This is a genomic window from uncultured Nostoc sp. (assembly GCF_964247315.1).
In the GTDB taxonomy this organism is placed as follows: Bacteria; Cyanobacteriota; Cyanobacteriia; order Cyanobacteriales; family Nostocaceae; genus Nostoc.
The window spans coordinates 1-13,379 of the sequence record NZ_CAXTTT010000001.1 but is presented as its reverse complement, the minus strand read 5'-3'; the positions used below and the strand labels follow the sequence as shown (position 1 = coordinate 13,379).

The 13,379-nt window shown below is 39.7% G+C and carries 8 protein-coding genes; 5 read left to right on the top strand and 3 right to left on the bottom strand.

The features are described 5' to 3' along the window. The first annotated feature begins 218 nt into the window (after positions 1–218). From ACFE93_RS00040 to ACFE93_RS00020, 5 genes are all read left to right on the top strand, one after another. Positions 219–4,661 (top strand): hypothetical protein, encoded by a 4,443-nt coding sequence (locus ACFE93_RS00040; RefSeq protein ID WP_375471463.1) that lies wholly within the window; start codon positions 219–221, stop codon positions 4,659–4,661. A 112-nt stretch (positions 4,662–4,773) separates the two neighbouring features. Then, a complete protein-coding gene (locus ACFE93_RS00035) occupies positions 4,774–5,097 on the top strand; it encodes a hypothetical protein (protein WP_375471462.1) in 324 nt (107 codons plus the stop codon). Positions 5,098–5,287: 190 nt separating this feature from the next. Further along, entirely contained in the window at positions 5,288–6,295 is a 1,008-nt protein-coding gene (locus tag ACFE93_RS00030) for a DUF2235 domain-containing protein (protein ID WP_375471461.1), read from the top strand. A gap of 134 nt (positions 6,296–6,429) precedes the next feature. Then, on the top strand, positions 6,430–8,067 hold the full coding sequence (locus ACFE93_RS00025; RefSeq protein WP_375471460.1) for a peroxidase family protein: 1,638 nt from the start codon (positions 6,430–6,432) through the stop codon (positions 8,065–8,067). Positions 8,068–8,163: 96 nt separating this feature from the next. Next, positions 8,164–9,345, top strand: a complete 1,182-nt coding sequence (locus tag ACFE93_RS00020) for a catalase (protein ID WP_375471459.1) — start codon at positions 8,164–8,166, stop codon at positions 9,343–9,345. Positions 9,346–9,485: 140 nt separating this feature from the next. Here ACFE93_RS00020 and dxs read toward each other — a convergent pair whose 3' ends face one another. From dxs to ACFE93_RS00005, 3 genes are all read right to left on the bottom strand, one after another. Beyond that, on the bottom strand, positions 9,486–11,393 hold the full coding sequence (dxs, locus tag ACFE93_RS00015; RefSeq protein ID WP_375471458.1) for a 1-deoxy-D-xylulose-5-phosphate synthase: 1,908 nt from the start codon (positions 11,391–11,393) through the stop codon (positions 9,486–9,488). Between the two features lie 758 nt (positions 11,394–12,151). Further along, on the bottom strand, positions 12,152–12,595 hold the full coding sequence (locus ACFE93_RS00010) for a hypothetical protein (RefSeq protein WP_375471457.1): 444 nt from the start codon (positions 12,593–12,595) through the stop codon (positions 12,152–12,154). Between the two features lie 239 nt (positions 12,596–12,834). Next, positions 12,835–13,206 carry a hypothetical protein gene (locus tag ACFE93_RS00005; RefSeq protein ID WP_375471456.1) on the bottom strand — a complete coding sequence of 124 codons (372 nt, stop codon included), beginning with the start codon at positions 13,204–13,206 and terminating at the stop codon, positions 12,835–12,837. Positions 13,207–13,379: the final 173 nt, after the last annotated feature.

The following is a 13,379-nucleotide window of genomic DNA, read 5'->3' as shown; positions in this document are numbered from 1 at the left end:
TGTTATTTTTATGCATAAACATTTAAAATATCTTAATTACAGGTTAAATATATAACATTTATGTAATTGCTTTATTGAAAATGAAGTGTTTTAATAAATAACTAAAATGAGTGAACTATTATCTAAGACTAGGTTTTAATTTTTTATATTGAAAATTATTACTCTTTTCAAATATGAAATTATTTAGTTTATTCCAAAAGGAAAAAAAGGAACCAAGTATGAATAAACAAGCAAATTATATACCTGCTGTTGATTTAGTGATCGTCATCGATACTAGTCCTTCGATGAAAGATGAAGCCCAAAGTTTGAGTGATGCTGCTGCGAGTGCGATCGCTAAAGCTAAATCTAGTTGTCCATCAGATTTAAAAGTAGTTTGGTTAGGGATAGAAGGTACTTGGAAAGGGACAAACTTTGCCCAAACTATCAGAAATTATCTGACTCAAAAGTCTAAAGTGACTGAATCTAAACTCCGGGGTAGAAAAAGAGGAGAATTAAAGTCAGCAGGAGCGCAAGAAGATGCAGCCCGTGCCATTGAAGATATTTCAGAATACTTTGATTGGCGCGAAGGTGCAGCACGAGCTATCTTTTATCTCGGCGATGAAGCATTGGAAGGCGGTGGAGATAAAACAGAGCAAAAGGATATTACAGCTGCTAATTTGGCTATTCAAAAAGCCCAAACAGCAGGAGTTACTGTTCACACCTATTTTGGAACTTCTAAGAGCAAGCATCAAGCAGGTATCAAAACTGAATACGCTAGAATTGCAACCTCAACAGGTGGACAATCTTTTACAGATAAAGATGCTATCGGTGGTTTTAGTGCAGTCTTAGAAAAAGTTATCTGTGGGAGTCGCACAGCTAAAACAATTAAGCTCAAACCAGGAGCAGTTTATATCCAAGATTGTGTCTCCAATGAATTAAGCAAACTTTATACTCTAGATTTAGTCACAGGTAAAGCTACTTTTATTGGCGAGATAGTTACAGAGGTTTCTGATATTGCTTTTGTCGGTTCCCAACTATATGGACTAGATCGAGAGGGCGATAAGACCAGACTAGTTAAAATTGACCTCAATTCAGGTGATGCTACTGTAATTGGTGATATTGGCTTTGCTACATCTGGTTTAGCATATAATAGCCAGCATCATACCCTCTACGCCACAACTGCTAAACAACTGATTGCGATTAATCTGGAAACAGGAAAAGGTACACCAGTAGTAACGGTAGCTGATAAAGACTATAACTGTGGCGAAGTTGCCTTTGATGCTGATGGTAAAGCTTATATTACCTTGATTGGTTACGACAAGAAGAAATTATTAGCAAGCTCCAATATCGAGACAGGTGAAGTCAAAATTATTGGCGATATTGGCTTTGCTGATCTTGCCAGTATGGAGTTTGTCGGTGATATTCTTTATGGCGTGACTGGCAACTTCTTTAAGTTAGGTAAAGACGGTCAATTAATCTGTATTGATACTACCACGGGTATTGGAACTTTAGTTACTATAACCGATCCTATCGGTCGTTGGGCAGGTATCACTATTTATGAACCAGCTACGGCAGTAATAACAGAAATCGCTCCGGAAGTAAACTCAAACGAAAAATTGGAAAAGACAAAATCTCAAGATATTCAAGCGATCAAGGAAGAAAATATGAATATTTTAACCATCGATACCAAAAATAATTGTTACGTTATCGACCGCGATCAGATGAACAACCTGCAACAAAATGTTGCAACTTCCTTTACTTTCGAGAAAGGTAGTTTTGATATCAAAATTACTGATGGTCGCTACAGCTATGACCAAAGTAAAACAGAAGGAGAACCATTTGTTCTCCTCTGGATATATGGGGCTGATGGTAGTACATTTATCAATAAAAGCACAGGTTTTGAAGTAGGCGCAACCTGGACAACCTTAAATGGATATAATGATAGTTTGAAGTTAGAAGTCAAAAAGAAAGCAGTTCTCAACGCCTTGTTTTTTGATGTCAATAATGCTGACAACAGTGGAACAATTAATCTTTCTATTACCAGTAATAAACCATTTTTCAGCACTCAAACTTTAACAGTAGACAGTAAACGCAATTGTTATCTGCTGGATGAAACAAACCTGTCTAGCTTAAAACAATCGGGTTCCAATTTTGTGGAATTAACCCCTGGAAATTATCAGATAAAAATTCGTGAAGGGAATGCCACCTATTGGTCTGATAGTAAGAAGTTTGACTTAGAACCTTGGGCTTTGATTTTGGTTCAAAGTGGAAAATTTATTACAAAACTGACTGGCATAGAAGTTGAAGAAAGTTGGTTTTCATTGAATGGTCTGAAAGACGAAGTAATTTTAGAGGTCAAAGAAAAAACTACCTTATTAGGTTTATTTATTGACACCTACAAAGATGATAACGAAGGTCAAATTATTCTGGCAATAGAACCAGTAAGTGCAACTGAACTGACTGAGAAGTATAAAAAACAGAAGAATAATAAGGCAACTGTTACAACAGGGTCTGTGACAAATAGTGCAACCGAGGCTGCTACAACAGGGTCTGTGACAAATAGTGCAACCGAGGCTGCTACAACGGGATCTGTTACAAATAGTACAACCGAGACGGTTACAAATATTCAAGGTTCAGGTGGATCTGTGAGTCGTGAAGCAGTAGGTGCGAACAGCTCAGTAGAGTTTACCTTCCGTTTTAACGAAGACGAGTTTAAAAAGAAGTGGGAGGAGCAGTTACAGCAAATTAATGCATCTATCAAAGTGACAGATGAAGCCGATGTGACGCTGGAGGCTAAGTATTGGGATCAGCTTGAAAATTGGCTGCTGAAGAACTACGAGAAGCACTTCAAGAATTTGGCTGTAGAAGTGGCAAAGGTCAGATTCTCAATGGATGCCTATATACAGCAGATGGAGTTTAGTCTAAACCAGCATTTGCAAGGCTGGTCTGGCTACTTAGACAAGCTTATGGAAGATAAGATCAACGTTGAGATATCAAAGAGAATTAATCAGCAGGTTAACCAGTACGTAGACCAGACCTTTGAGCAAAGGATACGTAACAACGTTGGATTAATTATCAACAACATTGTCAAGAAGCAGGAACTCAATCAGTACATTGACCAGCATGTTGATCAGCAAATAGACCAAACCTTTGAGCAAAAGATACGCAATAACATCAACGTTATTGTCCAGAATATAATCAATAATAATACTGAAATTAACCAGTACGTAAGCCAGCAAATCGACAACAGCTTCGAGCAAAAAATACAAAATCACATCCAAGGGATTACTCAAAACATCATCAATGATAATGATGTATTAAACCAGTACGTTGACCGACGCTTACAGCAAACTGTAAACAACAATACTGAAGTTAACAACAATATTGTCAACCTTGTAACCAACAGCACTGAAATTAACGAAAAGATTGAGAACATCCGCAACGAGTGGAATCAGACATTTATCAGTCGGGTTACAGAGCAAGTCGATGAAGTTATCAATATAATAGGTGGCAGACAGGCATTCATCAGATTAATTACTCAGAACACCGTCAATAATTCTGAGATTAGTCAGTACGTCAGCCAGGAAATCGACAGCACCTTCGAGCAAAAGATACAAAATCACATCCAAGGGATTACTCAAAACATCATCAATGATAATGATGTATTAAACCAGTACGTTGACCGACGCTTACAGCAAACTGTAAACAACAACACTGAAGTTAACAACAGTATTGTCAACCTTGTAACCAACAGCACTGAAATTAACAGCAAGATTGAGAATGTCCGCAACGAGTGGAATGAGACATTTATCAGTTTGGTTACACAGCAAGTTGATGAACTGATAAACATAATAGGTGGCAGAGAAACATTTGTCAGATTAATTACTCAAAACATCGTCAATAACAATACTGATATTAATCAGTATGTTAGCAAGCAAATCGATGACAGCTACGAGCAAAAGCTACAAAATTACGTCAAGTTAATTACTCAGAATATTGTCAATGAGAATGACGTATTAAACCAGTACGTTGATCGGCGCTTACAGCACAATGTAACCAACAACATTGTCATTAACCAAATTTTTGATAACGCTCAATTAACTCAGAAGATTGAGAATATCTTGAACGATAATTCTCAAATACATCAGAAGATTGAGAGTGTTGTTATTAATAGTACTGAAATTAACAACAGGATTCTGAACTTCGTTGTCAACAGCACTGAAATTAACAACAAGATTAATAACGTCTACAGAGATATTGACACCAAGATTGAGAACGTCCGCAACGAGTGGAATCAGACATTCATAACTCTGGTTACACAGTATGTCGATGAAGTGATCAACATAATAGGCGATAGAGAGTCATTCAACATCCAGGTAGCGAATGTGATCAACATCAAAGTGGACGAGCTTCTCAATCAAATTTTGAGAATCAGAAACGAACTGACGGTGATCATTAACAACGCAGACAGACATCTCTATGAGTGGACTTTGGGAGAACTCATGGCAATCAAAGGCTGCTTAACCGATCGCCAGGCTCTTGTTGAGCAGCTAGTTACTTTCAGCGCTGAACTCAGAACCAAGCTGGATAGTACCATCTGTGTAGATATCAACACATTCAAGCCATTCAAACCTATCTCAATTAATCCTGCACAACCACAGCAGTTACCAGGAAACAAATAACTAGACTTGAGCCGCTAAAAGCTAAGTTGACTGAAATTTGATGAGGTAGAGGTTGCGTTATTGCATTGCTTTAACGCGCTTTACTCCCATAAAACATCTAAAGGTAAAAAAAATGACACAACAAATTATTTACGGCACAGTTGGTGAAGATGGAACAAAACAAACTGGACAAGGATATGAAGTTAAGTCACCGGATACAGGAACCTATGTAATTACTTTTTTACAACCTTTTGTTGAACCTCCCAGCGTGGTAGCTACTTTGAAAGATTGGGGTGCTGATAATCAAATTATTGTTAAAGATATAACTCCAAACAAGGCGGAAGTTGCTATCTGGGATTTAGGAATTAAACAACAATCTGGCACAGGTTCTTCAGAACTCGCAGTGACGAAAGAAAAATCAGCTTTTAATTTTATTGCTATTGGTGAAGGGAGTTAAGTAAGAACATTTACCTAAAATTGATACAGCGATCGCACGTTTATTTATTTTTCATAAATCACCATCATTTATCTTCAGTTGATCAAGCCGATCGCTCTCATAAAATCTTTTTTTACTTAGTTAGTGAAAAGTGGTCTAACAAACCAATAACATCGTTAACCTAATTACTTAAAGGCTTTGAAATAGAACTATGAAACGTATTGTTATTTGCTGTGATGGAACCTGGCAACAATTAATAAGTCCTTACCCAAGCAATGTGGTTAAGTTAGCTCAATCCGTGAAACCGATCGCCAATGACGGGGTTACACAGATCATATTTTATGACGAGGGCATTGGAACCGAAAGTCAAAAGGTTTTAGGGGGAGCTACCGGACTAGGAATCGATAGAAATATAGAAGATTGCTACCGATTTCTGAGTCTCAATTATGTTTCTGGTGACGAAATCTATCTGTTCGGGTTCAGTCGCGGTGCTTACACAGTTAGGAGTCTATCAGGGATGATCTATTGCTCCGGTCTTCTAGACCGCCCTCATGTGACCAAAGCACATGAAGCTTACGAGCTTTACCGTAACCGGGGTATTAAACCCAAGGATAAGGAAGCTGTAGAATACCGTCAAACTTTCGGTGAGCGTGTCCCTATCACCTTGCTCGGTTGTTTTGACACTGTAGGTGCTCTTGGGATTCCTGGGATGCCCGCCTTCAGCAAGTTGCACGAGCAGCTAAATAAGCGGTACAGATTCCATGATACCACTTTAAACAAATATGTTCAGAATGCATTGCACGCGATGGCGATCGACGAAATCCGCGAAGTTTTTGACGTCACTCCCATGAAAAAGCATCCTGAGGCTGAAAACCAGCGAGTGATTCAAAAGTGGTTTCCTGGTGAACACGGCTGCGTTGGTGGTGGAACGGAAGAACATAGCGGCTTATCAGATGCTGCCTTAAAGTGGATGATTGATTCCATCGGTGTTCTGGGATTGGGGCTTGACTTAGATCCAAGCGTGATTCCGACAGGCATTAACCCCAATTATGAATGTGACTTTAAGAATGATGTTGGATTCTTTAAATTGGCCGGAATCAAGTTTCGTGAGGTCAGCGATGTCATTGAAGACCTTCATGAAAGCACGATCAATCGTTTGAAAAGTCGCAAGGACTATCGACCCAAGAATCTACAAAAGATTATCGATAAACTCAATTAATTTCTTAATAATGTTGTTTCAAGGAGCACCTGCCGCTTTAGCCCTCCTACTGATGTTTTAGTCTTGCCAAAACCATCAGCAGAAATAAGCGTTATTTTCAAACAGAAACAAGCGATTCTAAAAGAGAAACAATTATGACCGCAAAAAGAGACACATCAAGAGATGGGTTTAAAAATAAACTTGAAACGGCTGTTTTAACCGGCTTTAAACCAATTTGGAACTTTATTCAAAGCAACCCAGGTCTCGCCAGAAAAGTCAACAAAACTCTCACTAACAATGCCATCTTAAAAATTCCCACTCGCCCCTATCCGTTTAGTACAATGTCTCCCTATACATCCTGGGATTCGTTGATTGATCGAACATATTCGGGACTCCAACTACCACCGCTAGATTGGAAACCCTTGACCAATGAAAACTATATCGGCATTAATTTAACGCCCGCTGAAAAGTTCGAGAAAAATCTGCCGCCGATTCAAGATTTGGAGATTTTGTATCGCAAAACTGGTGAAACGAAATACTCGCCTAAATCCTCTCTAATTTTCCCCTATTTTGTTCAATGGTTTACAGATAGCTTTCTTAGAACCGATCGCCACGATCCACGCAGGAATAGCTCCAACCACCACATCGATATGTGCAATGTCTATGGGTTAAATCCAAAGATTACACACCTGCTGCGATCGTATCAAGGCGGTAAGCTAAAAAGCCAAATTCTTAATGGAGAAGAATATCCTCTCTTTTATTATGATGAAGATGGAAAACCCAAAGAAGAATTTAACGGGTTGCCCCATCTTTACACCAACGACACCCCAAAAGCAGAAACGTTCCCTCCAGAAAAGAAACAGAAGTTGTTTGCGATGGGGCTGGAAATAGAACGAGCAAACGTGCAAATCGGCTATGTAATGCTGAATGTTCTTTCCTTAAGGGAACATAATCGCGTGTGCGATCTGTTAGCAAAAAATTATCCAACTTGGGACGATGAACGCCTTTTCCAAACGGCAAGAAATATTGTCATGGCTGAATTTCTCAAGATTGTTTTAGAAGATTACATCAACCACATCACTCCCTATCACTTTCAATTTTTCACTGATCCCCTGGCGTTCACTGATGAAAAGTGGTATCGCCATAATTGGATGTCGGTGGAATTTAGTTTAGTCTATCGTTGGCATAGTATGCTACCCGATACTTTAACTTACAACGGACAAAAGCTTCCCATGCCTGCCTCGATGTGGAACAACGACATGATTATCAACAAGGGATTAGGAGCCATCTTTGAAGAAAGTTGTTCCCAACCCGCGGCGCAACTGAGTTTATTCAATACACCTGAATTTCTCATTCCCACTGAAATAGCTAGTATTCGCATGGGTCGTGAGGCAAAATTAAGAAGCTATAACGATTATCGGGAATTATGTAAGTATCCCCGCATAACCAACTTCAATCAGATTAGTGGCGATGAAAAAGTCCAAAAAGAACTGCAACGATTGTATGGTCATGTAGATAACATTGAGCTGTACGTCGGTCTTTATGCAGAAGATTTACGACAAAATTCAGCTTTACCACCTTTAGTCGGACGACTGATAGGAATTGATGCTTTTTCTCAAGCGTTTACCAATCCTCTGCTAGCAGAAAGTGTCTTCAATCCAGAAACTTTTTCACGCGTAGGTTGGGAAGAAATTCAGAATACAAAGACTCTCTCCCAAGTGGTGCATCGCAACATTCCTGAAGGTAAAAACTATAGAATTTCGTTTTATCGAGAAGATTGGCACCCAGTTTGATTACCTAAGAAATTTGGGTGTGTTACGAATAATAAAACACACCCTACTTGTTTAAGATACATCAAGTATTTTCTAATTAATTTTACCTTTAAAAAAATGAAACTATTTACCGAATATCCAGAAAAAGACGAACTCAAATATTGCGATCGCATGAGTGAGCTAGTCAAAAAGAACATGGATAATCTTTACGGTGGTGAGAAGAAAAAAACTGCAAAAAGAGATACCCACTCTAAAACCAACGCTGCTGTACAAGGAACTCTAGAAATCTTTGACTTTGATGAAGCAGCAATTAAGCAGGAATTGAGCAAACGCGCCTCATTAACAGAAGCTCAACTTCAAGCCATTTCCATAAAACAAGGTTTATTTGCCAAACCGAAACAATATCCGGTTTGGCTACGATTTGCAAATGGTGCGTTTTCAGTAAAGAATGATTATGAAGGAGATACGCGCTCCATGTCCGTAAAAGTGATCGGGGTAGAAGGAGAACGACTACCGCAAAGTCACGAGTTAAAAACCCAAGATATTATTACTCACAATACCGAATTCTTTTTTGTTAGAACTATCAAAGACTTCCACAGCTTTTTCTTGACGGTTTATCGAGCAGGGCTGTTTCCGCTTTTTAAGCTGTTGGTGCTTTTATGGCTAAAGTCGCATCCCTACGAAGCTACACTTCTAAAAAACAGTTTCAAACGCTTTCCCAAAAGTTTGCTCATAGAACGCTATTGGAGTGCTTCAGCGTATTCGTTGGGACTCAAATCTGATTTCGATCCATCTCAACCAGGGCGAGTTCCTGTGGAATATCCGGTTGTGATTAAATATGGATTTACTCCAGTTTCCAGTCAATCACCTCATCAAAAACTTCCTCTGGAGTCCAGACCAGAAAGTGAGCTTCAGCGTGCCAAAGCTTCGGGTTCAGAGGACAACTACTACCGAGAGGATATCATTCAAGCTTTAGCAAAACCTGATGCTGAATATAGTTGGGACTTTCAAATCCAATTTCAAACTAGCCCGGAAATGTCCATTGATGATACCACCATTGTTTGGAATGAAGAGGAATCACCCTTCTTTACAGTTGGTCGCTTGACAGTTAAGCATCAGCAGGTTAATTCTCCTAAAGAAAGTGACTTTGGGGAAAATCTCAGTTTTTCTCCTGCGAATGGTTTAGCAGTGCATCGTCCGGTCGGTGCAATCAATCGGTTACGCAGCATTGTTTATCATATCGTTGCTGATAACCGTCATCAAAAACGAGGAGTCAAATACCAGGAACCAAGTGTCTGACTTTCAGATATCCGACTTCCGACTTATTTAATTTTATTGCGATCGCACAATTGCAGCAGTACGAAAATTTGCCATTTTCATAAGCAAATCGCCCACACCTGAATCACAAGTGTGGGCGATTTATTACTACAAAGAATTAACTAAACAACAGCAGATACTTGCTGCTTAAAGAAAGCTTGCAACACTCTCTCTGCTATTTGATGGCTAGTCAAACCTAATTCTGTCTTAGATTCATTGGGTTCAGCATGATCTACCAATATATCTGGTACACCAAATCGCTTGACAGGAACAAGAATATCTGCATCTAGTAAAGCTTCGGCGATCGCAGAACCAAAGCCACCCATGATACAACCTTCTTCTAAGGTGACAACACGGCCGATTTTCTTCGCTAAAGGCAAAATTAACTCGGTATCTAAAGGCTTAACGAAACGCGCATTAATTACAGTTGCTTCAATGCCGTGTTCACTAAGAATTTCAGCAGCTTGCATTCCTGGATAAACCATTGTGCCATAGGCGACGATTAACACGTCATCGCCTGTACGCAGAATCTCGCCTTTGCCGATTTCCAAAGGTTCCCAACCTTCTTCCATCAGAGGGACACCATAGCCATTGCCACGAGGATAACGCATAGCGATCGGCCCGCTGGTATGATTAACGCCAGTTACTACCATGCTTTGCAGTTCTGCCTCGTCTTTGGGAGCCATAATTACCATGTTGGGAATGCAACGCAGATAGGCAATATCATACATACCTTGGTGGGTGGGCCCATCAGATCCGACGATTCCTGCCCGATCCAAGCAGAAGAATACTGGCAGGTTTTGGATGCAGACATCATGAATTATCTGGTCGTAGGCGCGTTGCAAAAAGGTGGAATAAATAGCTGCAACAGGGCGCATCCCTTCGCTTGCAAGTCCTGCTGCTAGGGTAATTGCGTGTTGTTCCGCAATGCCGACATCAACATATTGATTGGGCAGTTTTGCTTGAAGTTTATCTAAACCTGTCCCCGTTGCCATAGCCGCAGTAATCCCAATGATTTTCGGGTTTTGTTCGGCAAGTTTCACTAGAGTGTGAGAAAAGACTTTGGCATAAGCCGGAGGTTTAGGTTTATTAGAAGGAATGGCTTTACCAGTTGCGACGTTGAAGGGGCTTTGAGCGTGGTAGCCAACTTGATCTAGTTCGGCAATTTCATAACCTTTGCCTTTTACTGTTGCCACATGTACCAAAACTGGGCCTGGTATTTGATGTGCTTGTTGGAAGGTGGCAATTAGTTCTTCAAGATTATGCCCATCCACTGGCCCAATGTAGGTAAAGCCGAGTTCTTCAAAAACTGCACCTACCTTTGGAACAGCCAAGCGCTTCATACCTTCTTTGATGCGTCCAAGTTCGGGTGAGAGGGATTCGCCAACGAAGGGAATTTGCTTCAACTGTTCCTCAAGATTATCTTTAATAAATTGCACCGGTTGGCTGAGGCGCATTTTGTTGAGATAGCGGGGAATCGCGCCGACGTTGCGAGATATGGACATATCGTTGTCATTGAGAACAACCAACAGATTGGTTTTCGGCATGTGGCCGGCGTGGTTGATGGCTTCTAAAGCCATGCCGCCAGTTAGTGCCCCATCCCCAATCACAGCTACGGCTTTAAATTTTTCTCCTTTCAAGTCTCGCGCTAAAGCCATGCCCAATGCTGCTGAAATACTTGTAGAAGCGTGTCCAGCCCCAAAGTGGTCAAACTTGTTTTCACCCCGTTTAAGATAACCCGCAATTCCATCTTTTTGTCTAAGGGTGTGAAAGCGATCGTAACGTCCTGTAAGCAGTTTATGGGGATAAGCCTGGTGTCCTACATCCCAAATCACTTTATCCCGATCTAAGTCCAGTGTTTGGTAAAGTCCTAGTGTTAATTCGACAACACCCAACCCTGGCCCCAAGTGTCCACCATTAACTGCTACTGTTTGAAGATGCTTATCTCGAATCTGACGGGCAATCTGTTGCAGTTGGCGAACAGATAAACCGTGCAACTGATTAGGATGGGTGATTTCGCTCAGATGCATATTATAAGGTTTTCCTCTCTAACTTCGAGTCTCGGTATTTTGATTTTCCCACGGTCGGGTTGTCCACAGAATCAAACTTTTACATTGTTACTAAGTTGTAGTGGAAAGTATAACTTCTTAATTGATGATGGTGAAAAATTTGTTAACCATTAACAATTCGTCAAATAAGATTCCAATCAGTTAAAGTTATAACACATTTTTCCGTGAGTAATGCTACTTATAAAATGCCTGTGATGCGTATATAAAAACAAGTTTTTTAAGAGTAATTTGCGGAAGTTCCCTAAGCAGATGACTCAATTTTGCCATCTGTAAGTTAGTAAAAAAGAAAATCAAATATTTTAATTTACAGCTATATATCTAGCATAATTACTAGTAAATTTTTAACTAGAGTTTTTGCTCTTCTTCAGTGACAGCAGCTAATTTTATCAGCGATCGCTAGTTCCTATAACTGTGATAAGTATGTATCTAAAGCTACTCGATTACTTGATCTAACTTCATGTATTTAGTAAATTATTTCTGTATCTTATCTCGTTAATCTCCAACTGAAAACGAGGCTTTAACTACAATCCCCTGTAGGGATGCAGAGCTAGCTACTCTACCATAACGTTTAACTACCTGTAAATTGTTGTAATAATATTGACGTAACCTGAGACTTTCCGAAATTACTCGTAAACAACAATATTTCCGACTTTTTTAAGAAGTCGGAAATTCAAAGCTTTCGATTTTCGCAAATCCAATCGGATTGCTATTCTATATCTCTATTTAACAAAAGCATCCTTAATGTTTTCAACAGTACGTTCAACAACATTCTTTGTGTTGTCTACTGCTTCTTTAGTCCGAGATGCATCTTCAGTTGCTCTTTTCTGAATTGTAGCGGCATCTTTCTTTGCTTTGCGCCCAATAAAGCTATCATTGTCTGTTGCTTGGTCAACTTTACTGGCATTGCTCTTGGCAGCGTCCTTAACTTTATCTGCCGTATCATCAATGAAATTTTTGGTTCGTCCAGCATCTCTATTAGCTTTGTCTTGAGCGCGATCTGCATCATCATATGCAATCAAGGTTCCAGCAGGATTAGCCATTGCTGAGGTGTTGGAGAAAAATGCACCTTGCCAAACAAAAGCAATCGCTAACATACAAAGTAATGTTGTAGCCATCCAGCGTTTTACTGTGGAAAGTTGTTTTGCAACATAATTGGATTTCATACAATACAATCTCATGTGATTTAGTATACTATTTTTACTTCATTTGGCTTATTATCCATATCGATCCCTAGATAGAACTTCTCGCATCAATAGTTATGAAATTAGTTCCCTATTTTGATAGATTGAATTTGGAGTAAAGATTATTTCCTAGTAATCAAAGGTCGGTTTAAACAAATTACAATTTTTCGACATGGGCGATTGCACCCAGAGAAAAGTTAGCGATCGCTTCTGGCGGGCGGTTACGCCATCGCAACTGACTTTTTACGATTGGGACGCTTGCGTTCTGATTTTTTCTTCAGTCCAACGGCTTGAGCTTGATCGCTATCTGAGCCATATTGTCCGCGGATTACTTCTTTCATCGCTAATACAGCATTATGAAATTCCCATTCTGCTAATCGCGCAGCATCGGTTGCAGCACGATATAAAGTTAGTTTTTCAGTTTCGGATTGTTGCTGCGCCAACATCGCTTGATAAGCTTGCTGTAAGTTTGCTACAGAAGCGTCAGTACGGGTTGTGTTATATGTGCTGATGGTTTGCAAGCCGTGAAATGAGTTTATATCTTGACTAATTGATTGAGAAGGCAAACGACGGGTTTTATCTTGGGCGGGCATATAAGTATATTGGTATAGTGTATACCTTTAATGTGCCCATTACAACAAAAAATCTAACAATAAAGTGAGATTTTTAGATAGAACAAGGTTAAAAAAAGCGTGAGTTAATTTTTGCAGGTCGAAACAATGGCATTGTCATCCGAAACAATCGAGTTGTCAGCCGAAACAATCGA

What these genes read in the sequence shown, in the direction of transcription:
- ACFE93_RS00030 (WP_375471461.1), top strand. Translation starts at nt 5,288, where the DNA reads ATGAAACGTATTGTTATTTGCTGTGATGGAACCTGGCAACAATTAATA.
- ACFE93_RS00040 (WP_375471463.1), top strand. Translation starts at nt 219, where the DNA reads ATGAATAAACAAGCAAATTATATACCTGCTGTTGATTTAGTGATCGTC.
- ACFE93_RS00005 (WP_375471456.1), bottom strand. Translation starts at nt 13,206, where the DNA reads ATGCCCGCCCAAGATAAAACCCGTCGTTTGCCTTCTCAATCAATTAGT.
- ACFE93_RS00035 (WP_375471462.1), top strand. Translation starts at nt 4,774, where the DNA reads ATGACACAACAAATTATTTACGGCACAGTTGGTGAAGATGGAACAAAA.
- dxs (WP_375471458.1), bottom strand. Translation starts at nt 11,393, where the DNA reads ATGCATCTGAGCGAAATCACCCATCCTAATCAGTTGCACGGTTTATCT.
- ACFE93_RS00020 (WP_375471459.1), top strand. Translation starts at nt 8,164, where the DNA reads ATGAAACTATTTACCGAATATCCAGAAAAAGACGAACTCAAATATTGC.
- ACFE93_RS00025 (WP_375471460.1), top strand. Translation starts at nt 6,430, where the DNA reads ATGACCGCAAAAAGAGACACATCAAGAGATGGGTTTAAAAATAAACTT.
- ACFE93_RS00010 (WP_375471457.1), bottom strand. Translation starts at nt 12,595, where the DNA reads ATGAAATCCAATTATGTTGCAAAACAACTTTCCACAGTAAAACGCTGG.